13 protein-coding genes are annotated in these 24148 nt (G+C 62.1%); all 13 read left to right on the forward strand.

The genetic code is table 11. From position 1 onward, the window contains the following. The first annotated feature begins 186 nt into the window (after window positions 1–186). The 13 genes from ACPDIX_RS03075 (at window position 187) to ACPDIX_RS03135 (ending at window position 24068) form a co-directional block, all read left to right on the forward strand. Window positions 187–1332 carry a Druantia anti-phage system protein DruA gene (locus ACPDIX_RS03075; RefSeq protein ID WP_423430308.1) on the forward strand — a complete coding sequence of 382 codons (1146 nt, stop codon included), beginning with the start codon at window positions 187–189 and terminating at the stop codon, window positions 1330–1332. After that, window positions 1329–2507 carry a DNA double-strand break repair nuclease NurA gene (locus tag ACPDIX_RS03080; protein WP_423430309.1) on the forward strand — a complete coding sequence of 393 codons (1179 nt, stop codon included), beginning with the start codon at window positions 1329–1331 and terminating at the stop codon, window positions 2505–2507. The genes ACPDIX_RS03075 and ACPDIX_RS03080 overlap by 4 nt, the downstream gene beginning before the upstream one ends. Before the next feature lie 3 nt (window positions 2508–2510). Further along, window positions 2511–4289: an ATP-binding protein gene (locus ACPDIX_RS03085; RefSeq protein WP_423430310.1), complete on the forward strand. Its 1779-nt coding sequence runs from the start codon at window positions 2511–2513 to the stop codon at window positions 4287–4289. A 10-nt stretch (window positions 4290–4299) separates the two neighbouring features. Continuing rightward, window positions 4300–4797, forward strand: coding sequence for a 3'-5' exonuclease (locus ACPDIX_RS03090; protein ID WP_423430311.1), 498 nt, complete (start codon window positions 4300–4302; stop codon window positions 4795–4797). A gap of 1052 nt (window positions 4798–5849) precedes the next feature. Next, window positions 5850–8180: a helicase-related protein gene (locus tag ACPDIX_RS03095; protein WP_423430312.1), complete on the forward strand. Its 2331-nt coding sequence runs from the start codon at window positions 5850–5852 to the stop codon at window positions 8178–8180. After that, entirely contained in the window at window positions 8177–11116 is a 2940-nt protein-coding gene (locus ACPDIX_RS03100; RefSeq protein ID WP_423430313.1) for a helicase-related protein, read from the forward strand. Before ACPDIX_RS03095 ends, ACPDIX_RS03100 begins: the two co-directional genes overlap by 4 nt. After that, window positions 11113–14844 carry an Eco57I restriction-modification methylase domain-containing protein gene (locus tag ACPDIX_RS03105; RefSeq protein WP_423430314.1) on the forward strand — a complete coding sequence of 1244 codons (3732 nt, stop codon included), beginning with the start codon at window positions 11113–11115 and terminating at the stop codon, window positions 14842–14844. The genes ACPDIX_RS03100 and ACPDIX_RS03105 overlap by 4 nt, the downstream gene beginning before the upstream one ends. A gap of 1 nt (window position 14845) precedes the next feature. After that, window positions 14846–15589 (forward strand): hypothetical protein, encoded by a 744-nt coding sequence (locus ACPDIX_RS03110; RefSeq protein WP_423430315.1) that lies wholly within the window; start codon window positions 14846–14848, stop codon window positions 15587–15589. 3 nt (window positions 15590–15592) lie between these two features. Further along, window positions 15593–16888, forward strand: a complete 1296-nt coding sequence (locus tag ACPDIX_RS03115; RefSeq protein WP_423430316.1) for a Piwi domain-containing protein — start codon at window positions 15593–15595, stop codon at window positions 16886–16888. Next, complete coding sequence (locus ACPDIX_RS03120; RefSeq protein ID WP_423430317.1) at window positions 16876–18075, forward strand: TIGR02391 family protein; 1200 nt, start codon at window positions 16876–16878, stop codon at window positions 18073–18075. Before ACPDIX_RS03115 ends, ACPDIX_RS03120 begins: the two co-directional genes overlap by 13 nt. Next, window positions 18072–18230: a hypothetical protein gene (locus ACPDIX_RS03125; RefSeq protein WP_423430318.1), complete on the forward strand. Its 159-nt coding sequence runs from the start codon at window positions 18072–18074 to the stop codon at window positions 18228–18230. Before ACPDIX_RS03120 ends, ACPDIX_RS03125 begins: the two co-directional genes overlap by 4 nt. After that, the gene (locus ACPDIX_RS03130) at window positions 18230–23404 is read left to right on the forward strand and encodes a DEAD/DEAH box helicase (protein ID WP_423430319.1); all 5175 of its coding nucleotides are present in this window, start codon (window positions 18230–18232) and stop codon (window positions 23402–23404) included. The genes ACPDIX_RS03125 and ACPDIX_RS03130 overlap by 1 nt, the downstream gene beginning before the upstream one ends. Before the next feature lie 232 nt (window positions 23405–23636). Beyond that, complete coding sequence (locus ACPDIX_RS03135; protein ID WP_423430320.1) at window positions 23637–24068, forward strand: DUF6941 family protein; 432 nt, start codon at window positions 23637–23639, stop codon at window positions 24066–24068. Window positions 24069–24148: the final 80 nt, after the last annotated feature.

Genomic DNA, 24148 nt, shown 5'->3' on the forward strand with positions numbered 1-24148 from the left:
AAAGCAGAGCGTGGCCCACCGCAAACGTGGGCCGGTCCCACAGCGGCGGCCAGCGGCGCGCTGTAAAACAGCCCTTGCGCCTGCCCGGCGGGCCATGAGATTTGAGGGTTGTCGGAATCTGGCTGCCATGGCCTGCAGTGGGTCGCCGGGCCAACTGCACGGTGGGGGGCGTGGACCGGTCAACCAATGAGCACGCGGGCGCAGTCTCGGGCTGAACAGCTCCGTGAACGGGTCATCCGATCCCTTCACAAGCAGGGGTTTCGGCTGCGCGACGGCAGGTTGATGCCTCCTGACCCGAACGACAAGGATCAGATCCGGCGACTCCACGAGGAAGCCGTGCGGCACAGGGTGGCGCAGGCGCGCGCGGGGCTCGAGCGGCACGAGAACCGCCTGCTCCGGTTCATTGCCCGGGGGACAGAGGTGGTGCCGGAACACGTCCATCCCCGGCTGGTTTGCGTTCGACCCGGTTCCGACGAAGAGCTCCTCTTCCGTTACGCCCGCCTTCATTGGAGCATCCCCGTTTCTGCGGGCTACGGTCGGCGCCTGCGCTTTCTGGTGTTTGATGAATCCAACGGTAAACTCATCGGTCTGTTTGGTCTTGGCGATCCGGTTTTCGCGCTTGGTCCTCGTGATCATTGGATCGGCTGGGACCTGGCGCAAAAGAAGCGGCGCCTGCAGTGCGTCATGGATCTCTTCGTCCTCGGCGCTGTTCCACCCTACTCGCAATTGTTGTGCGGCAAGCTGATCGCCCTGTTGGCCACCAGCCGCGAGGTGCAGCAGGCCTTTCGAAAAAAATATGGCGGCGAAACCTCGCTCATCCGGCGGAAACCTCTCGATGGCCGGCTTGCATTGCTCACCACGACCTCGGCCCTGGGCAGATCCTCAATCTACAACCGCCTTACGTTTCGCGGGCAGCGGGTTTTTCACAGCGTGGGCTTTACACGCGGCTCGGGCGAGTTTCATTTCAGCAACGGATTTTATGCGGAGCTGCGCCAACTGGCGTGGGAGCACTGCAGCCCCACCGCCAAACACGGCCGATGGGGCAACGGTTTCCGCAACAAGCGGGAGGTGCTGCGCAAGGCCCTTCCCCTGCTGGGCCTTTCGCCGGAGCTGGTCTACCACGGCGTGCAACGCGAGATATTCGTGGCACCGCTGGCAGCTAATGCTGCAGCGTTTCTTCGTGGTGAACATCAGCGACTGAAGTGTTACAACCGGTCGGCGGAGGAACTCTTTCTGTGGTTCCGCGAACGCTGGCTCCTGCCGCGGGCCGGGCGTGACCCTTCGTATCGCACGTTCGATCCTGAAAGCTACCGCCTGTGGAGGTCGCAGTGAACGCATCCCCCGAATCCAGGGAACCCGGTCCCTTCGCCGATCTGCCGGCCGCACTCGTCGAGGAGGTGCTGAGTCAGACGGAGGCCGTGGCGAAGGACCTGCTTGCCTCGTTCCAGAAGATAAGAAAGGATCGCGCTGAATTGCGCAGCACGCTCGAGAAGTCTGGCCTTGTGACCACGGAGTCTTCGCTCGGGTACCCGCCGCTGCCCACCACATGTGGCACCGACGGCTCCTACGCAATCGACAGGCTCCTGAGCACCGACCTCGCCGCGGCCGCGGCGGTGGCCGTGGAAGGGCTCACACCACCCTCGGAGAAACGGCACTGGGCACTGCCACACCACAACACCTTCATTGCCGCCGAACCGCACCTCGAGGACACGGCCACCGTTCTCAGGGCCGTCATGCTCGGGGAGGAACTCCGACTGGCCACTGCGGCACCACACGACGTCGTGATGCTGGACGGCACGCTGACCCTGCCCGTCATCTACTTCAACCAGGCTCTGAACAAGGCTCCGGACACAAAGGACCTGCGATGCTCCGCACACTTCCTGGAACACTGCCTCGAATACCTGACCGCCTACCTCGAGATCTTGTGCTCCAAGCGGTCGGACAAACAGTACATCGCCCTGCCCAAGTACTCCACGCGGCGTGAGATCGGCACACGCCTTGGTTGGCCGGCGGATCACGACGATCGCGGGCTGCTCACGCTCCTGCTCAAGCCCGGTGAGCTCACGGTCCCGCTTGAGCTTGAGCACCCGCGCAACGGCGCCGGCAACGTCACCTGGCATCTGAACACCGGCGCGCTGCCGCCCGAGCTGAAGAATCGGGCTGCTGAGCTTGCCAACGAGGTTGTTTCCGCGCTGCAGTCGGTGCTGGTATTCTACTACAAGCCCCATGACTGGCTTCCGGCATTACGGGTCGAGATCGCCGCGGGCATTGCGTCAAACCGCGATCGGCTGGCAACCGTTGTCCAGGGTCTCAAATACCAGTGCGCAACGCCATCGATCCTGGAGCCCTATCCGATCTACCTCGCCGACCGCACTGCCAAAGCCCTCGCACGCGCGATCCCCGCATTTCGCCAGGTGACGACCCAGCGGGTCTCCGAGCGCTATGACGGGGACATCGGCGAGGTGTTTTTTGCCCTGCACGGCTATCGGAGCGAGAGCGGGAGGTAGGCCATGACGAACGTGCGCGATGATCTGGAGAGGATGGTGGAACGAACCGAACGTGTGGGCGTGGTCGGTTCGCCCTCGTCGACCGCCCAGCTCGCCCTGGACATTCTGGGACCGGCGGCCGCGCGGAAGCTCGTCGGCGAGCTCGCCCTGTTCCGGTTTGTCCAGGATGCCAGCCCGCATTACGCACTCGGGCAGATTACCGAGGTACAGCTCCGCAACATCTGGCACGAGGACCCCACGATGCGCAGCCTGATCCGTCAACGCGGGCGCGTGGACGCGGTCAGCGAGCGCCAGGACACGCACCTCGGCCAGATGGTGATCAGCGCCGTATTCCGTCAGGGCGGACCGGCCGGATACGAGCCGAGTATCCTGGGAACCGTCCCTCCCACCGGTACACCGGTGCATCTTGTGACCGACGACGTGCTGCATGAGCTCCTGCGCCCTTACAGGGACCAGATTTTCTACCTCGGGCACGTCTACGGCTCGAAACCGAAGCTGCCGCTCTGGTTCAAGCACTTCGACCGCGGACCGGATGGTGCCGGCGAAGCCTACCATCTGGGGATCTTCGGGAAGACAGGCTCGGGTAAATCGGTGCTCGCCAAGATGATCCTGCTCGCCTACGCGCGCTATCCGAAGATGGCCCTGCTGGTGATCGATCCGCAGGGAGAGTTTGCGCGGGATATTCGCACGACCGGCGGCAGCGGCGGATTCCCGCTGCCCCTGGGCGTCGTGGCGGACAAACTGGGCAAGCGGCCCGTGGTGCTGACGGTTCGTAACCTCGTCCTCGACCGTTGGGAGCTGTTCGAGCAGATTCTCTTCGAGTCGCAGTTCTTCGAGCGCCTCACCATACCCAAGGGCGAGAACCGCAAGCTGGCCTGCGACATTCTCGCGGACAAACTGAAGAAGGCGGGTGTGCAGCTCAAGGACCTGCATCAGCGCGCGTCATTCGATCGCGCATGGAACCTCCTCCACGACGACAATGTCCAGCGCGTCTTCTACCGCGCAAAAGAGCCTCGTGAGCGCTTCAGCGACGCGCTCAGAAACTCGAACCCTGACGAGTTTTTCCAGGACTACTGGTCTCCGGTTGCCGAGCTGTTCCGCGAGGACCGGCAGAACGCCAAGAGCATCAACAGGGCGCTCGCCTGGCTGCTGTCTCTGACCCATACCGACGGCTCCGTCCGCTCCAACCGCCCGATTCTGGTAATCGATCTTTCCAAGGAGCAGGCCAAGGGCCTGTTCTGGAACGACACGATTCAGTCACTCGTCATCAAGCGACTGCTCGACGGGCTCTCCCAGACCGCCGAGTACTTCTACAAAGAGAACCAGAGCCTCAACGCCCTGGTCGTGGTCGACGAGGCGCACCGGCTGGCCCCCCGCGACCTGCCGACCGATGACGACGCGGCCCGCGGAGTCCGCAACGTCCTGATCGACGCGGCGCGCACCACCCGGAAGTACGGCCTGGGTTGGCTGTTCATCAGCCAGACACTCTCGAGCCTCCACCCGGAGATCCTTCAGCAACTCCGTATCTTCTTCTTCGGGTTCGGACTCGGGCTGGGCCAGGAGTTCCAGTCGCTCCGCCAACTCGTGGGGACCTCCGGTACGGCCCTGGACCTGTACCAGCTCTTCCGCGACCCGCACTCGGCATTTGACGCCAGAAGCCGTCAGTACTCCTTCATGACCATCGGGCCGGTGAGCCCGCTGTCGTTTTCCGGCACCCCGCTGTTCCTCAACGCCTTCAACTCCGTTGAGGAGTTCCTCACAGCCAACCGACTCCCCAGGTGAACCCGGCGCGATGCGATTCGTCGCCATTGACTTCGAAACTGCCAATCCCGATCCCGCCAGCGCATGTGCCGTCGGGCTCGTCGTGGTGGAAGGCAGCCAAATCGTGGACCGCGTCCACCACCTGATCCGCCCGCGGACGACCTACTTCCTTTACACTCCCATCCATGGATTGACCTGGGCCCACGTCCGGACAGCTCCCACTTTCGCGCAGCTCTGGCCCGATCTGGAGCGAAGGATGATGAGGGCCGACTTTCTGGCTGCGCATTACGCCCCCTTCGACCGGCGTGTCCTGCTGAGCTGTTGCCGGGCCTGGCAGCTCCCTGCTCCCCGCTTACCCTTTGTGTGCACGGTCAAGCTCGCGCGGCAGGTGTGGGGAATCCACCCGACGCGGCTGCCGAACGTATGCGCGCGGCTGGGCATCCCTCTCTGTCATCACCGGGCCGATTCCGACGCAGAGGCCTGCGCCCGTATTCTCATCGAGGCTGCCCAGACGGGATGGAATCCGTGAGACCAGCCGGAGGACCGCAAGTGCGGTACCGTGCCCGGCCGGGCGGGCGCAGCCCGTGCCACGTGGCCGAGGTCGGTGACGAGTGGGTGGCCCTCACCGCCGTGGGCGGGGCGGCCCCGCACACCAGGGCCCGCGAGCGGAAGATCGGTTCGACGCCACGGCAACGGGCCCGGCGCCTGCATCTGGTGGTCAACAAGTGCCGATGCCTGGCTCTGACCGACCGGGGTTGCCATCCCAGCGTGGCCTCCCGGGCGTTGGGGCTGTGTCTGAAGCGGTTCAATGAGGACTGGCGACAGCGGTGGGGCCATCCGTTGTTGCTGGTCCAGAGTTATCTGGACGAAAGCCGGTGGCGGTGCAGTTGTTATCGTGCCGGCGTGGTCGAGTCGGTGGGGTGCTGTCCGCGGCTGGTCCTGCAGGGCCGGGGAACACTGTTGGCAGGGTTCGAGCCCGCCCGCCGGGCAATCCGGCGGCCAAGGTTGGTGACGGAAGTGTCGTTTCCAGCGCGCCGAGGTTCAGGGGAGGTCTCTGAGCGCAGGACATTGCGCCTTCGAGCCCGCGCAGCCCGTGAGGATGAAAGGACGCAGGCCCGAGCAGCGGGGGTGGGAGAGACATCTTGTCGGGGAGGGGAGATCCGTTTAAAGTTTGCGGCGGCACGCCACTGGAGAAGAAGAGAGGGGCATGGTCAGGCAAAACAACCCCAACCTCCACCAAGCCGGGTTTCGAGGCCCGGTTTGGGCAAACGTCCCGCGCCCTGGGTGGCTCCTCGAATGCTGCCGAGTATCAGCAGGTCGTTCTGCGCCACATCTTCCTCGATTACATCCCGGAGCCTTCCGGGCGGGCCATGGACAGCCGAAGGCGGAACTGGATCAGGGCGCGTCGCTCTTGAACGACCGCTTCCCGGACCTCAAAGCGGACGACCTACTCGCCCTTCCGCTGTTCGGCCTGAAGGGCGGGGGCAGGCAAGGGGCGCGCGAGGACCGGCGTCTGGAATCTGGCGCCCATCCCGGGGACGATGCGGATGTCCTTCGCGTACAGCAACAGGGTTGGCTGGCATGAGAGGGAACGAGCCCATGTCCCCCTGCAACGGCGACAACAACTTGGCCCCGGGCGACGTGGTCGCGGGTTTGGAACCCTCCGAGCTGGTCGAGATCCGGCGTGTGGCCCCCTTCGGCAACAAGACACTGGTCGAAGGCGTCGGGCTCCAGTCCCATCGGCTGGTGAAGCGGCCCCTCGCCGCCGAGGAGCTGGCCGGCCTCGTCAAGGTGCGGGGCCAACAGCACACCTTCGATGGCGATGCTCAGCTTTTTCTCCTCGGCGCGGAGGCCGAGCGCATCCGCATCGCGCACCAGTTCGACCCGCTCTTCGCGGTCAACTCCAGCATCGTTGATCCGCTTCCTCACCAGGTGGAAGCGGTCTATCGCTACCTCCTCCCCCTGCCGCGAATCCGGTTCCTGCTCGCCGATGACACGGGGGCCGGTAAGACCATCATGACCGGCCTCCTCATCAAAGAGCTGCTCTTCCGGGGAGTGATTCAGAAGATCCTCGTAATCACACCGGGCGGCCTGACGAAGCAGTGGGCAGAAGAGGAACTCCAGGAGAAGTTCGGCCTCCACGCGCGGCTCGTGAACCGAGCGTCCTTCGAAGCCGAGCCCGGCCAGTTCTCCCGCTACGAAGAGGGCATCTTCGTCACGTCCATCGATTTCCTGGCGCGCAATGAGGGCTGTCTCAAGGCTGCGTCGGAAACCCAGTGGGACCTCGTGGTGGTCGACGAGGCCCACAAGCTCTCGGCCTACGAGTACGGCACCAAGCTCGAGGAAAGCGAGCGGTACAAGGCGGTGAAGGCGCTCGCCCGCCAGACCGATCATCTCCTCTTCCTCACGGCAACTCCCCACCGGGGACGGAAGGACACGTTCCGCCGCCTGCTCCTGCTCCTCGACGAGGACCTCTTCCAGAAGGATGAACACGTGGCTGACCGTGTCCGCGAGCAGGCCGCGCCTTACGGGGCTGCGGACGAGGAGGACTTCGAGGACGAGCGACCGATCACGAAGGCGCGCAACCGATTCTTCCTGCGCCGCCTGAAAGAGGAGATGGTCGACTGGGACGGGCAACCCCTCTTCAAGCCCCGGCACACCAAGACCATCGGCTACGACCTCACTCCAGAGGAGAAGATCCTCTACGACGAGGTGACGCGCTACGTCCGCTCGATGCGCAAGGAGGCCAGGGCGAAGAAGAATCGGAACGTCGAGCTGACCCTCATGGTCATGCAGCGCCGGCTGGCCTCGAGCCTCTATGCGATCACGCGGACACTGGAAAACCGGCTGCGCGCCCTCGAGGAGGTCCTGTCCATCCTGCGGGATCCCAGCCGATCGGACGCGGAGAAGAAGAGGCTCTTGCGGGGGACCCCCGATCCCAGCGATCCGCAGGACATCACGGAATACGAGGACCTGACCGAAGAAGAACGCGAGCGGATCGATCAGCGGATCTTCCGTCAAGTCCTGACGGATGACCCGGACAAGATCGAGGAGGAACGGGACGAAGTCGAGCGCCTCTTTCGCCTGGCAAAGAGTCTCGAGCACCACACGGAAGCGAAGTTCGCCGAACTGCTCGCCGTGCTCGACTCCTCCGACGTCATCCGGGACGAGGACGAAAAGCTCCTGATCTTCACGGAGCACCGCGACACGCTCGAGAGCCTGGCCAGGCGGCTCGAGGCGAAGGGATACACGGTGGCCACGATCCACGGCGGCATGGATGTTGAATCCCGCAAGCAGGCCCAGCGACAGTTCAGGACACGGGCCAAGATCATGGTCGCCACGGACGCTGCTGGCGAAGGCATCAACCTCCAGTTCTGCCGCTACCTCATCAACTGGGACATCCCGTGGAACCCGAACCGGCTCGAACAGCGGATGGGGCGCATTCATCGGTACGGTCAAGCCGGCGACGTCTGGGTCTACAATTTGGTCGCCCAAAACACACGCGAGGGGGCGGTTCTGCAGAAGGTTCTCTCGAAGCTGGACGTCATGCGGGAGCAGATGGGGTCCGACCGGGTCTACGACGTGATCGACGAGTGGCTGGAGGACGTGCCGCTGGTGCGGCTGATCGCTGAGAGGAAGTCTGCAAAAACCGATCGCGGGGCGTCGCAGAGCTTGTCGCCGAGAGAGGATGTCCATACGGCAAATGTGTGTGCGGGACCAGAAGATCCATCGGCTTCATATCAGACATCGTCACAGTGGGTGGGCACGGCGACCCCTCGCTGGGTTGCGAGGGGTGATGTTCGCCTTTCGAGCGACCATCGAGAGCAGTCGGGGGACGGGGTTCGTACCCGCATCGGTGGAGGGCGCTATGTGCCCCGCTTGGAGAACGACACGAAGAAGGTGTTTCCATGATTCCCGGATCAATCGTCCGCTGCCGCAACCGCGAATGGGTCCTGCTGCCGGCAGACACCGACGAGGTCTTCGTGCTCCGGCCCCTCACCGGTACGACTGACGACGTCGTCAAGGTCCACCGGCGCCTGGCGAGTGTCGTCGGCTACGAGCTGCCCTTCGAGCGCGTCACGCCGGCGTCGTTTCCCCTGCCCACACCAGACGACATTGCCGATGCCGCCGGTGCGCATTTGCTCTGGCAAGCTGCGCGTTTGACGCTGCGCGAGGCAGCCACCCCGTTCCGCTCGCTCGGCCGCATCTCGATTCGCCCGCGCACCTATCAGTTTGTGCCGCTGCTCATGGCGCTCAGGCTCGACCCGGTGCGCCTTTTCATCGCGGATGATGTGGGTGTGGGTAAGACAATCGAGGCTCTACTGATCGCCCGGGAGCTTCTCGATCGGGGCGAGATCCGCCGTTTTTGTGTGCTCTGCCCTCCGTACCTGTGCGAGCAGTGGGCGAAGGAGCTGGCCGAGAAGTTCAACCTGGAGCCGGTAGTCATTCGCTCCGGCACCGTGAGCCAACTGGAGCGTCAGGTCCCACCCGGCAAAAGCATCTACGAACACTTCCCGGTCCAGGTGGCCAGCATTGACTTCATCAAGACCGACCGCAACCGTCACCAGTTTCTCCAGTTTTGTCCCGAGCTCGTGATCGTAGACGAGGCGCACGGCGCCGCAGCCGCTCAAGGACGCAACCAGCAGGAGCGCCACGCGCTCTTGCGCGAGGTGGCAAAACGACCAGAACGGCACTTGATTTTGCTGACGGCCACACCGCACTCGGGAATCGAAGAGGCGTTCCGCTCCCTTCTTGGTCTGCTGCGACCTGAGTTTGCAAACTGGAACATCGCGGACCTGAACGAAGAGCAGCGCATCGAGCTCGCCCGCCACTTCGTCCAGCGGACGCGGCGGGATATCGAACAAGGCTGGGAGGCGGGCAGCGTCTTTCCGCAACGCGAACCGGAGGATGAGACCTATGAACTGTCGCCCCGCTACCGTCAACTTTTCGAGCGCACCTACGAGTTTTGCTCCGAGATCGTCGAGACCGGCAAGCGGCTCGAGGAGCGCAAGCGGCGCGTGCGCTACTGGGGCGCGCTGGCTCTGTTGCGTTGCGTGATGTCGAGCCCGGCGGCGGCAACCGCAGCACTCGCCAAACGGCAGGGCGAAGTGGCGTTGGAGGGGGAAGACGAAGCCGCGTTTCGCCCCTTCGTGTTCGAGGCGGCGGACGATCGCACCGAGGACGAATCACCCACGCCGCCGGTCGAAGCCGCCGAGGTTACCCTCGCTGAGGCCGAAACCCGTCGGCTGCGCGATCTCGCACGGCTAGCTGTTGACCTTCATGGGCCGGCGCACGACACCAAACTCGCCCGGGCCACGGAACTCGTGCAACGACTCCTCAAAGAAGGCTTCCACCCGATCCTCTGGTGCCGTTACATCGCCACGGCAGAATATGTAGCCGAGCATTTACGACGAGCTCTGTCCGATGACACGCAAGTGGTCTGTGTGACCGGGCGCCTTGGCGATGACGAGCGTCAAGCCAAGATCGAGGAGATCGACACCGAGCGTCCGCGGGTGCTGGTGGCGACCGACTGCCTCTCCGAAGGGGTGAATCTGCAAGAAAAGTTCACGGCGGTCGTCCACTACGACCTCCCTTGGAACCCGAACCGCCTCGAGCAGCGCGAAGGGCGCGTGGACCGCTACGGCCAGCGCGCCAAACGGGTCAAGGCGGTGCGGTTTTTCGGGCGGGACAACCCCGTGGACGGCGTGGTGATTGAGGTTCTTCTCGACAAGGCGCGGGAGATCCACCGCACCTTGGGTACGCACGTGCCCGTGCCCGAGGAAAGCGAAAGCGTCTTCCAGGCCGTGCTCGAAGCGCTCTTCCTTCGCACGCGGCACCGGCGGGACGCGCAGCAGCTGGTCCTGGACCTCGGGGTCCCGGAGGTGGCCGAACTCCACAAGCGGTGGGAACGGGATGCAGAACGCGAGCGCATCAACCGCACCCGCTTTGCCCAGCGGGCGCTCAAGCCCGAGGAAGTCCAACGTGAACTCGAGGCGACCGACGCGGTCCTCGGCGACCCGGCCGCCGTGCGTGAGTTCGTGCTTGCGGTCGCCCAGCGCGTGGGCTTGTCGATCACGAAGGATCGCCGTGCCGGCGTGTTTCGCGTGGCCATATCACCGGAAGCGTTGGCGACCGTTCCCGAACCCATCCGCCTTGCCCTGTCTCCCCATTCGCCATTCGCTATTCGCCATTCGCCCTCCCACTGGCTTATCAGCTTCGACTCGCCCACACCCGAAGGTGCCGAGTATGTGGGGCGCAATCACCGCCTTGTGGCCACGTTGGCGCGGTTCCTTTTCGAGGAAGCGCTGCGGGGAGCGAGTAGCGGGTGGCGAGCGGCGAGTAGTGACAAGAGAGTCAGTCGCTGTGGGGTGATCCGCACACGTGCAGTGGCAGCTCTTACAACGATCCTTCTGCTGCGCGTGCGGTACCTGGTCGAACAGCCCCAGAGGAGACCGCTGCTTTCCGAAGAGGTGCTCGTGGTGGGGTATCGCGACCGTGGGAAAAACGAGGTGGAGTGGCTCGAGGGCAACGAGGCGCTGCGGCTGCTCGCGGAGGCAAAGCCCGATGCCAACATCCCGATGGCGGAGAAGCGAGAGTTGGTGAAACGCGGCCTGGAAGCCTTGGGCGAGTGGGGAAGGGCAAGTAGCGAAGGGCGGGTGGCGAGTGGAGGGGATGGGATTCTGGCGGGGATCACGAGGAAGATCGAAGAGCGGGCTTCGGAACTGGAAAAATCGCACAAGCGCATCCGCCAGACCGTGGCGCTCAAGGTGCGCGGGCTCGAGGTCAAGCCGCAGTTCCCGCCGGATCTCCTGGGAATTCTGGTGTTGCAACCGGTGGTGCAGCCATGAGCGCGTTTCCCGGAATTCGCGTTGAAGGCGGTTTACTCGGTCCGGACACCCCGGACCAAATCCTCGCCGGGGAGCTTCCGGGGCAGAGGCCATCCGACTTCGGACTGGATGGGCGGCGAACGCTCACTGACGAGATTGCCAGCGTCTTTGCCGATGCGCGCGCCCAGTGGGAGGTGTTCAAGCGCCGGCTGGAGCGTTTGCTGGAGGGGGACCCGGGCACCTCAGTCACGCGCGATGCGTGGATGATTCCGTTCCTGAGTCTGCTGGGCTACGAGGTCCGATACAACCCGCGCGCCTACCAGGTGGATAGCGCCACCTTTGCCATCTCCCACCGGGCAGGGGAGGCTGAAGACGCCCCGCCCGTGCACATCGTCGGCGCACGGCAAGAGTTGGGGCGCGTGGCGCCCAGCGGGCGGCCCCGGCTGGCGCCTCACTCGCTCCTGCAGGAGTTCCTGAACCGCAGCGAGCATCTCTGGGGCATCGTCACCAACGGGCTCACGCTGCGACTCCTGCGCGACTCGACCTACATCCGCCGCCAGGCGTACGTGGAATTCGACCTCCGTCAGATTTTCGAGGAGCAGCGCTTCAACGACTTTGCCGTTCTCTACCGCCTCCTGCACCGCACGCGCCTGCCGCGCACTGCAGCCGATGCCCGGGACTGTCTCCTCGAGCAGTACCACCAGCACGCGCTCGAGCAGGGCGGGCGCGTGCGCGAGCACCTGCGCGACGGCGTGGAGGAGTGCATCAAGCGCTTGGCGAACGGATTCCTGGCACATCCGGACAATGGGGGGCTGCGAACCCGTTTGGCGAGTAGCGAGCAGCGAGCAGCGAGTGGTCAGGAGGAACAACCACTCGACACTCGTCACTCCCCACTGGTTATTTCCCCACTCGCCCCGGAAGAGTTCTACCGACAGCTCCTGCGCCTGGTCTATCGTTTCCTGTTCCTCCTCGTTTCGGAGGATCGTGGGCTCATCAGTGCCGATCCGCTCTACCGCGAGCACTACGGCATCGCTCGCCTCAGGCGCCTGCTCGACCGCCGCAGCGCCTACACCGAGCACGACGACCTCTGGTGCAGCCTGCGCGTCCTCTGGAAAGTGCTCTCTGACGAGAAACTTGCCAGGTTGCTGGGCGCGGCGCCGCTCAACGGCGAACTCTTTGAGCCGATTGCGCTCGACAACTGCACGATCACCAACCGGGATCTGCTGGAAGCTTTCTGGCACCTGGCGTATTACCGCGAAAGCCCCTCCCAGCCGCCCCGCCGCGTCAACTACGCCGCCCTCGACGTGGAGGAACTCGGTTCGGTGTACGAGAGCCTCCTCGAATACCACCCGCAGGTGGATACCTCTGGCACCGTCCCCAGGTTCGCGCTCGCTCCTGGCTCGGAGCGCAAGTCCACAGGCTCCTACTACACGCCGCCGGAGCTGGTAGCGGAACTGATTCGCTCAGCGCTGGAACCCGTCATCGAAGAGCGACTCAAAGCTGCTCGCACGTCAGAGGAAAAAGAACGGGCGATTCTCTCCATCCGCGTCTGCGATCCGGCGGCTGGCTCGGGCCACTTCCTGCTCGCCGCCGCCCGCAGGCTGGGGAAAGAACTCGCGAGGATCCGCACCGGCGAGGACGAGCCCGCCCCGGAGCAGGTGCGCGAGGCGATCCGCGATGTGGTTGCTCACTGCATCTACGGTGTGGACAAAAACCCCTTAGCGGTGGAGCTCTGCCGCGTGGCCCTGTGGCTCGAGGCCCACTGCGCAGGCAAACCGCTCACCTTCCTCGACCACCGCATCCGCTGCGGCGATTCATTGGTCGGCGTCTTCGACCTCAAGGTATTGGAAAAGGGCATCCCTGACGAAGCCTTCACGCCCGCAAGCGGCGACGACAAAACGGTTGCAAATCAGCTGAAAAAACGCAATCGCAGCGAACGGCGCGACCTGGAGACTGGGCAACTTTCGATGTCGTTCGACTTTGGCAGCGCGGTCGCAGAGCTTGCCACCGAGTACGCCGCACTGGAGAACATTCCCGATGACACCCCCGCGCACGTCAAAGAAAAGCAGCGTCGCTTCGACTCGGCTCGCTGCTCGCCGCTTGCCTTGCGCCAACTCCAGGCGTGCAACCTCTGGACCGCAGCGTTTTTTCAGCGAATGGCGAATAGCGAATGGCGAATGGAAAAGGGCATTACCACGCAGGTCGTCACCGACCATCTCGCGGGCCGTTCCGATCCCCAGGCCGTCGCCCACGCCGAAGCGCTCGCCGCCGAGCACCGCTTCTTCCACTGGCCGCTCGAGTTCCCCGAAGTGTTTGCCGAGGGCGGCTTCGATGTGGTGCTCGGCAATCCGCCCTTCATGGGCGGGCTGAAAATCAGCGGCAACTTCGGCGACAAATACCGCCGCTGGCTGGAAGTAGAGTACGCTCCTTACGGCGGGACGGCCGACCTCTGTGCAGCGTTCTATCGCCGTGTCTTTGGTCTCCTCAAGCCGGGCGGGCGCATGGGGATGGTCGCCACCAACACCATTGGGCAAGGCGACACCCGCGAAAGCGGCCTCGCAGTTATCCTCCGCCAGGGCGGCGTCATCACCTTTGCCCGCCGCTTCATCAAGTGGCCCGGCGCCGCCAATGTGGAAGTGAACCTCGTTGCCATCCACAAACCCCACCACTCGCCACTCGCTACTCGCCACTCGCCGATCCTCGATGGCCATCCCGTCCCCTTCATCTCCTCCCGCCTCGACCCCGAGCCTGAGGGCGAACCCAAACGCCTGCCGCAAAACGAGGCGAAGGCGTTTCAGGGCGACATCGTGCGCGGCATCGGCTTCGTTCTCGACCCCGACGAAGCCAAAGCGCTGCTGGCGAAAGACCCCCGCAACGCCGACTGCCTCTTCCCCTATCTCAACGGCGAGGACCTCAACAGCCATCCGGAGCAAAAGCCCAGCCGCTATGTGATCTGCTTCCACGACTGGAGCCTGGAACGCGCCAAGCAGTATCCCGACCTCTTGCGCATCGTAGAGGAGCGGGTGAAACCCGAGCGCGAGCGCCTGCGGGGACCGGGCGACGCCCGTAATCGGCAATACTGGTGGCAGTTCGGCGCTTACCGGGCCGGCATGCGCCGCGCCATCGCCCACCTGCGCCGGGTGCTGGTGCGAGCCGAGGTTAGCCAACTGCACATGGTGTCGTTTGTACCGAAGGATTGGGTCTATTCGCACATGCTCATCGTCTTCGCCTTCGACGACGATTACCACTTCGCCCTGCTGCAATCCGGCGTCCACGAGGTGTGGCTTCGCAAGCAAGCGTCCAGCCTGCGCACCGACGTTCGCTACACACCCACCGACTGCTTTGACACCTTTCCGTTTCCGCCAGAGGAGTATGAGCGAATGGCGAATAGCGAATGGCGAATAGAGGGGATGCCGGAGGCGTTTCAGCGGGCGGCGCAGGTGGGCGCTGAATATCACGAGCACCGCCGGCAGATCATGCTTGCCCGCAGCCGCGGCCTCACCAAGACCTACAACCTCTTCCACGACCCTGCCTGTACGGATGGGGACATCGTGCGTTTGCGGGAGATGCACACCGAGATGGACCGCGCCATCCTTGCCTGCTACGGCTGGGAGGATGTAGATTTGCGTCATGATTTCTACCAGAACGACCGTGGTCAGATGCGCTACACCGTCTCGCCCGAGGCACGGCGGGAGCTGCTGCGGCGGTTGCTGGATTGGAATCAGAAGATTGCGGAGGAGAACAAGTAAAATGGTTGGCGTGCAACTTCAACCCGGTATTTACACCAACATCTTCCCCGCTGTGTTGCCTGCTGAGCCGGTAACATTGATGGAAATCCAGCGTTCCCTTGCGCAAGACCTGCGCGCTTTAAGGGAGGAAATTGAGCGGGCCAATTTGCGCGTCCATGTGTATGCTTACAAAGACCATGTTTACGGCTACGGTCAAGGGGCCAACACCTTTCTCTCGACCAAAGGCTTCAGTCCAACCACTGTGTCTTTCCAGGAAGTTCCCGCACTTACGGCACATATGGTGCTACAAGGGGTGATTGACCTGGCGCTGGAAAAAGGGTTTTGGCAGAGATGGAAAATGTCGCTCAAGGGAGTGGAAGCCAGAACAGAGATTTTTCGTCCTGAGCCAAAGGGCACAACGACACAAGGCAGGGTCAAAGTTTTCGCTGGCTACGACTTGCGCTGTGCATATTACCCGACGGTAGAGTCCTTTGGCCTGGTTGTAGACGTGATTTGGACTTACCAGGATGAGAACGGAATGCCGCTGAACACACCAAAGATGCGAGGTCAAAATGCGATGAATGAGGCATGGGTGATTCAAGAGGAATATCTGCGCGGAACGAATCGTTTCAACTTACAGATTTCCCAAATTCGCATGCACGATTATTTGCTTCCTTTCGCTCAAGAATTTCATACCATTCCTCTGCCGTGCGGCGGGCAAGCGCATCTTAAACTCGAACCGTTCTCAGTCATTTTAGGGAGGTAGGGCATGTACTTTGTTGGCGAACAACTGTCCCCCCCAGCTTTGCGTTTCAGCGTTTCCTCAACCAGTCAGCGGGATTACTACCCGCGTCGTGGCATTCAGAACTATGGGCCATACGATGGGATGACGTTAGCGAAGAACCAGGTCAACTGCGTGGTCGTTTACCCCAGCGGATTGCAACGCGCAAAGCAAACCGTCGTCAGCGGCTTGCAGAATGGCAACGGCTCTTTTGCGGGTTTCCAAAAACTGTTTCGACTTCCTTTGACGATTTGCGGTGAGCGTAGCATCGCCACAGAAACACCGGAACAATTAAACGCTGTGCTTCCAAACTTGTTGCGCGATAGCACACCAGACATTGTCCTTATCTTTGCCTCCACGCGCAATCCGGCTTATTATGCAAAAGCCAAGTCCATTTTGCTGGGGAATGGCATTCCCAGCCAGTTCATCACGCAGGAAAAACTGGGAAACCCCTCGCAACTGCCTTGGCTGCTAGAAAATGTTGCCCTGCAAATGTATGCCAAAATTGGCGGAACGCCTTGGACGGTGTTATCTTCACAGAAGCAAAAGAGTCTGGTCTTAGGCATAGGCCGCGCCCAGGATACGCAAAAGAGGCTGGTTGTGGGCTTTGTGACCCTCTTTAGCAGCGATGGGGACTACCTGTTCTTTTCTACGATTGCCCCCAAACCCGTTTATTGGGATCAACCGGAGGATTATCGAGAGGCATTAGCTGATGTCATTGTAGAGGCATGTAGAGATTACTCGTCTCGCAATGGACAGCCCGATGAGATTGTAGTTCATTTATGTAAAAAGCCAAGCAAATTTCGTGAGTTCCCGGCAGCAGAGCAGGCTATGAAAATCATTGGGGGCAATCTCCGTTATGCCATTTTGTATCTGAATGAATACAGCAATTACCGTTTGTTCGATACAGCGCATTCTAGTTATGTCCCTCGACCCGGTATCAAAGTAACCTTGTCCGATACCGATGCGCTGCTGTTTCTGGATGGCCGCAAAAAGGATTTCAGAACAGGGGAGGAAATCCGCAACAGAAGAGGCCTTCCCCGTTTATTTGAGATTGGTTTTGACCGCAGGTCTACAATGGAGGTGAACGAATTTCCCCGATTGATACGCCAGATTTACGAGTTTTCCTCGGTTAACTGGCGCGGTTTCAATGCTCAAACCATTCCAGCAACGCTCAATTACTCACGCTTGATTGCGAATATGATTGCCGAAATTGGTGCTGACAATTGGAGCCAGGCGATTGGTCAACTTGGACGATTGGCAGATAAGGCATGGTTTCTCTAAACATATTCCAGTACAAGGATGAGGTAAAACGCGCTTTGCTTGCGCGCAAAAATGACCTGGATCTCGAATGGGACCCGATGGTGGCCTCTTGGCTAGCCTATGCGTTTGTCTGCGAAAATAGCTCGCATTCTTTGTTGCTTGAAGAACTTTCTCAATGTCTGGAAGTCTGGACGCAAAGAGAGGATGTTTGGCAGTCACGGCGCAATATCGGTCCACTCTTTTTTCTTGTCTGGCTACGCAAGAAGCAAGGTATTGAGTTAGAGGCAATCTATGCTGAAAAGGCGGCGCAAATGTTCGACCGCTTGCGCCTGAACGTAGATGAGAAGTTTTCCCCTTTTCGTTTTCCAGAGCAGGTGTTCTTAATAGCGTTGGGGATTTCAACCCTGGAACGAGATGAACTGCGAGAGCAGTGTGCCCAAATTCTTGCTTCACAAACGAGAGGGGCGCTGGCGCGGCAGATTGTGTTCATCGCGGCGCTCAGAGAACTGGGAAAGGAGAACCGGCTTCCTTCAGCGGAGCCAGCCGATGTCACCGATGTCCTTGCGCAATTGTGGTGGGCAGAAAGATACGGTGAAGGAACGGACAAACACCTTTATTGGTCGCGATTCGAAGGTATCGCCGACACCGCTTTGCTTGATAGGATAAAAGAATTCGATACCAGGCGTGTGTTATCGGAATGGGAATTAGCGATGCTCTATGAAGCTCTCATACGTCAAACCAGCCAGCCTGATCCAATGATGTTATTTGACTATCACCCGTTACATCCCAGAATCAAGAAGATTGCCGAAGGAGATTTCAAGAAGGGTAACTATTTTGGTGCAGTATTTGAAGCTTGTAAGGTACTAGAAGATTACCTGAAACAAGTATCTGACTCCACGAGGATAGGTGTCGATCTGGTCAAAGAGGTGCTTGGCAGACCAGATATGGGTTCCAAAAACTTCTCAGCTCCACCTGTAAAAATAAATGAGTTGAAAAAAGAATCTCCAGATTTTATTTCACAACTGGATGAACAGAGAGGGTTTTCGTCACTAGTGACTGGTGTTTTCCTGGCATTTCGTAACCCTAAAGGGCATCAACCGAAAGACAAAACCTGGGTCGAAATTGACCCTTACGAGGCACTTGACCAATTGGTAGTTATCAGTCTGGTGATAAAACGGTTACAAAAAGCAACGGGAATAGAGCCATGAACGGCTCCGGCAAAACCTTCCGAGTGCTGAAAGATAAAGAGCTGCACCAATCCGGCGAGTGCCACAACAAGCGGGTAATTTTGGAGCTGTACGATGCCATGCAGGAGGCGAAGCAAACGGGCAAGCTATTGCGTACGCAAACGGAGGAAGCCTGATGAGCACGATTTTTGACCTTCATGAGCGGGCGCTGGCGGATTACCGCGACTTCGTTCGCTCGTTCCTTCTGATCGCCGACGAGCGGGCGCGGGAGTTTGTGGAACGGGTGCTGGCGGAGGAAGGACAGCTCTGGCCTGAGCCATTGGTGCAACTCAGCCCCGCCTACGCCCTCGGAGGGACGGTGGACGACCTTGCACGCGAGGGGCTGATCACAGCGGAGACGGCAGCGGTCTTCCGACTGCGCGACGGACGCCCCTTCCACCTCTACCGCCACCAGGAAGAGGCAATCCGGAAGGCACTGGCACGCCGAAGTTTCGTGGTAACCTCAGGCACCGGCTCGGGCAAGAGCCTGTGTTACTTTCTGCCCATCGTGGACAGCCTGATCCGCAACCCCAACACCGGCGAGCGGGTTGCCGCCCTGGTTATCTACCCGATGAACGCCCTGGTGAACTCCCAGTTTCAGGCGCTCGTGGCCCTGAAGAAGCGGTACGAGCAGCGGACGGGAAAGCCATTCCCAGTGACTTTTGCCAAATACACCGGCGACACCAGTGACGCGGAGCGGGAAGAGATGCGACGCCGGCCGCCGCAGATCCTGCTGACCAACTACGTGATGGCGGAGCTGTTGCTCGTTCGGCCCGAAGACCAGCGCTTTTTGGAGCGAATAGCGAATAGCGAATGGCGAATGGAAGATGATGCCGGACCACCATTCGCTATTCGCCATTCGCCATTCGCCGAATCACGCCATTCGCCATTGGCGACCTCTGGGTTGTGCTTCCTGGTGTTCGACGAACTTCACACCTACCGTGGGCGTCAAGGGGCAGATGTGGCGATGCTCGTTCGTCGCCTCAAGGAGCGCTGTGCGGGACCCGACTTGGTCCACATCGGAGCCAGCGCCACGATGATCGCCCGACCGGACGCCACCTCCCTGGAACGACGGCAGGCGGTAGCCGACTTCGCAAGCCTGTTTTTCGGTCACCCCTTCACACCCGATGATGTGGTGGAAGAGACGCTGGCACCCCTGAGCGAGGGGGGAATGCCCTCGAGCGAGGAACTTCGCGCGGCACTTCAGACGCCGATCCCCGATGATTTTGAGGCGTTTCGCCACCATCCCCTCGTGCGCTGGGTGGGGTACGAACTGGGAATCGAACAAGAGGCTGATGGACGCCTCAAGCGCCGTGTGCCGCGCCCGCTGTCGGAGGTGGCGGAGCGGCTTGCGGAGGCGACCGGGGCGGATCGGGACATCTGTGAGCAACGGCTCCGCGAGGTGCTGGTTCGTGGCGGCTCGCTCCCCGGACCGGAGGGTAATCGGGCATTCGCCTTCAAGCTGCATCAGTTCGTGAGCCAGGGCCGCGCGTTGTACGCAACCCTCGAGGAAGCCAACCAACGGGAGTTTTCTCTGGAAGGTCAGCTTCTGGCGGGGGAGGGAAAATTGTTTCTGCCGATCAGGTTCTGCCGGCAATGTGGTCAGGATTACTACCACGTCATGCGGAGGGAAGACCGCTTCCTCCCCCATCCGGTTGGGATCGAGCCCGACGAGGAAGAAGGAGACCAGGCAGGATATCTCATGCTGGCGTCCCGTGAACAGGACTGGTCTCCCGACCAGTTGCCCGAGGAGTGGTACGACACGAACGGCAGGCTCAAGCGCCCTTGGAGGGACCGGGTGCCGCAACCGGTATGGGTGCGCCCAGATGGGCGGTTTTCGGAGACGGAAGTCCCAGGTGCGCTGAAAATGTGGTGGCAGCCGGAGCCGTTCTCGTTGTGTCTGGCATGCGGCGAGTTTTATACGGCACGCGAACGGGAGTTCATCAAGCTTGCCTCGCTTTCCAGCGAAGGGCGCTCCAGCGCCACCACGATTCTGGCAACCTCGCTCCTGCGGCATGCCGCCCAGACGGGGACTGCTCGGGATAAAGTGCTTACGTTCACCGACAACCGGCAGGACGCCTCTCTGCAGGCAGGACACTTCAACGATTTCGTGCACGTCGCGCTCTTGCGCGCCGCTCTATATGCAGCACTCCAAAAGGCAGGAGAGCTCACGTTCTATCAGGTGGCGTCCGAGGTGGTGCAGGCATCGGGGCTGACGATCGCCGACATCGCCAGGAACGTGGAACTGGACCCAAACTCGGAGGCTGCACGCGAAGTGTGGAAGGTCTTCACCGAGCTCACCGAGTATCGCTTGTACGAAGACCTGCGGCGAGGCTGGCGGATTGTCCATCCCAATCTGGAACAGGTGGGGCTGCTCCGCATCGAATATCGGGGATTGCAGGCGCTGTGCGAAGGCGGGGAACTGGCGAAGGTTCATCCCTGGTTCGCGCAAAGCGCTCCCGAAGAGCGGGAGCGCCTGTTGCGGGTTATCTTAGATCAGTTTCGCCGCAAACTCGCCATTCGCGCCCGGGTGCTGGAGGAGACGTTTCAGCAGCAACTGCGCCGCAGGGCGGAGCAGCATCTGAACGAGTTCTGGGGACTGGATCCGGACCACGATGTGCTGCGAACCGGCAACCGCTTCGTGCGACCGGGACGTCCATCCCGACCGATCGACGGTTTCAGCCTCGGCGCTCGGAGCCGCATCGGTCGCTTCCTCTGCGGTCAACTTGGCGTGCCGGGTGACGAGTACTGGGAAGTTCTGGACCGACTGCTTGACCTCTTGGTGAGGCATGGGCTCCTGGTTCGACTGGCTCCCATAGACGGCCATCAGCCATACCAGCTGGATGCGTCCTGCCTTTGCTGGTGCCTGGGTGACGGGTCTCCCCCGCCTCCCGATCCGCTCTATTCCCGTCGCGCCACCGGGGGTGGCTACGCGGAAGTAACTCCACCGGTCAATCGGTTCTTCCAGCGCCTCTACGAGCAATCGGCAGCAAGCCTTGCCGCCCTGGAAGCCCGGGAACACACCGCGCAGGTGGTCGCCCCCGGTGAGCGAGAGCGGCGGGAGCGGCGGTTCCGCTGGGATGAGCACGACCGCACGAAACAGGCTGAACTCGGACGCCGCCTTCCATACCTGGTGTGCTCGCCCACCATGGAACTCGGCGTGGACATCGCGGACCTGGATCTGGTGCATCTGCGGAACGTCCCGCCCACGCCGGCAAACTATGCCCAGCGCAGCGGTCGCGCCGGCCGTCAAGGTCAGCCCGGTCTCATCGTGACCTACTGTGGCGCCTTCAACAGCCACGACCAATACTTCTTTCGGCGTCGCGCGGAGATGGTAGCCGGCAGCGTGCGGCCTCCGCGGCTCGATCTCGCCAACGAGGCGCTGCTCCGTGCCCACATCCACGCGGTGTGGTTGGCGCATGTCCGCCTGCCGCTCGGTCACTCGATCGAGAAAGTGATTGATACTGACCAGGACGAGCTGCCGCTGCGGGAGAACGCCGCTGAACAGATCCAGCTTGGCGGAGCCGGGCGCTCTGAAATCGTGGCGCGCGTGCGACAGATCCTTGCCGCAGACCAAGGGACCCTTGCATCGGCGGGGTGGTTCAGCGACCGCTGGATCGAACAGGTTGTGGAGGAAGCGCCACGCGAGTTCGACCGTGCCTTCGACCGGTGGCGGGAACTCTACCGGGCGGCGAGGCGGCAACTGGACGCTGCCCGAGCTGAGGAAGACCGGGCACGCACCCGGGAGGAGCAATGGCGAGCCAGGGAACGGCAGGATGAAGCGCGCCACCAGTTGAACCTGTTGCTTCAAGTGGATGTGGCGCGGGAAGAGGGGGATTTCTACCCGTATCGCTATCTCGCCAGTGAAGGCTTCCTGCCCGGCTACAACTTCCCCGCGCTTCCCGTGCGCGCCTGGGTGCCACGGGGCGAGGGGGAATTCATTGCCCGACCGCGGTTCCTCGCCATTCGGGAGTTTGCACCCCAAAACTTCCTTTACCACGAGGGCGCCCTGTGGGAGTCGGTGGCTTTTCAGGCACCGCCCGGAGGACTGGACGAACGAAAGAGCCAGCGGCGCCTGTGCCGTACCTGCGGGGCTTTTTGTGAACCCCACCTGGATCTTTGCGCGGTTTGCCGAACCCGGTTCGACGGGGAGAACAGCCTGATCGTCACCACACTGGACATGCCGAACGTGCGGATGCGCCGGCGCGGTCGCATCACCGCCGACGAGGAAGAACGGCGGCGCCGAGGCTACGAGATGGAGACGTTGTTCCAGTTCGCCCCCGAAGGGGCAGGCTACCGTGTCCAGGAGGCCGACGTCGTAGTGCAGGGAAGGGAAGTCATGCGCCTTACCTACGCGCCGGCGGCGACGGTGTTGCGGCTCAATCACGGCTGGCAGGGCGCCAGCTTCAAAGGATTTCTGGTGGATTTTGAAAGCGGCGAAGTCTTATCCTCAGCAGAAGACAGCCGAAGCCACTCAGGCAGAACAAGACGATTGGAGCGGGTACGTCTGGCGGTTACCTCCACTCAGAACCTTATGCTTTTGCGCCCCCTTCGATCGGAGTGGCGGAACGACTCTGCGCTCATGACCACCCTGCAGTACGCGCTCAAGCGGGGCATCGAAGAAGCCTTTCAACTCGAGGAGAGTGAACTGGCTGCGGAACGGATCGGATCCGGCGAGCACCAGGCGATCCTGTTCTACGAGGTAACCGAGGGCGGGGCCGGTGTGCTGAGGCGGCTGGTGGAGGAGCCCAATGCACTTGGAGAAGTGGCTCAACGTGCACTTGAAATCTGCCACTTCGGCCCTGCCGGCAATGACCTCTACCCAGACTGCCGCGCCGCGTGTTACGAGTGCCTGCTCAGCTTCGCGAACCAGCACGAAGCGCTGAAACTCGACCGGCATCGCATCCGAGAGGTTCTGATTTCCTTGGCCGAAAGTTGCACGGAGCCGCGTGTGAAAGGCCGCTCCCGAGAGGAGCACCTCGCCTGGTTGCGCTTGCTCACCGACTCCCGTTCGGAGCTCGAGCGGCGCTTCCTCGAGGTCCTCGCCCAGGGCCGTTACCGGCTGCCCGACGAGGCGCAGAAGCCGATCGCCGTGCCGGCATGCATTCCAGATTTCTTTTACGAGCCCAATGTCTGTGTCTTCTGCGACGGTGCCGTCCACGACCAGCCGGCGCAGGCGGCCAGGGACCGCGAGATCCGGTCGGAGTTGGTTGCGCGTGGTTACCGGGTAGTGGTGATTCGGTATGATCAGGATCTGGCGGAGCAACTGGCGAGGTACCCCGATGTGTTTGGGAGACCGGTGACGGCCTGAGGGGTTCGGAGTGCGGCGGGGTCCGTGGCGGCAGACCCTGCAGGTGGATAGGGGGAGCGCGGTGCAGGTATGGCCGCGTGGGCTGTGTGCCGGCGGGCTGGGGGAGCGGGTGGAGATCAGCCTGGTGCGGGGGTAGTTTCGTGGGCGGGGGCCGGGGTGGGCCTGCGGCGGGGAGTGGCGCGGGGGTGAGCTCTGGCTGGTGCAGCGGGGGGCGGGGTTGTAGACTCGGGCCATGAACGTGCAGGTGGCCGTGTTGTGCGATGCCGCCACGGACGATCGCGGCAAGTTGAATCTGCTGGGGGCGTTCGACACGATCTGCGCGCCGCGGATGCCGGTGGTGCACCCCCAGTGCGCCGTGGCGCTGCGTCTGACGTTCACAACGGCCGACGAGGGGGCGCACCGACTGCAGTTGAATCTGATGGACGCCGACGGGCGGCCGATCGTGCCGCCGTTGGAGATCGGGTTCGAGATCTACCTGCCGGAAGAGACGCACTTTGCCACGCGGAATTTCATCTTCAACATGCAGCAGGTGTCGTTTCCGGCGCCGGGGCTGTACGCGGTGGACATCCGGATGGACGGCGAGGCGCTGGTGAGCATTCCGTTGCAGGTGCGGAAGCTGTCGGGGTCGGGCGATTCGGATCCGCAGGATTCGGCCTCGTCCTGACGGTGCGGGGGCTGCCGTTGGCGGGGCGGTTGCCGGAGCTGGTTCGGCGCGGGATGGGCGTGGGCTGGCGTGGGGCCGGG

It is taken from the genome of Limisphaera sp. 4302-co, assembly GCF_049537155.1.
Taxonomy (GTDB): domain Bacteria; phylum Verrucomicrobiota; class Verrucomicrobiia; order Limisphaerales; family Limisphaeraceae; genus Limisphaera.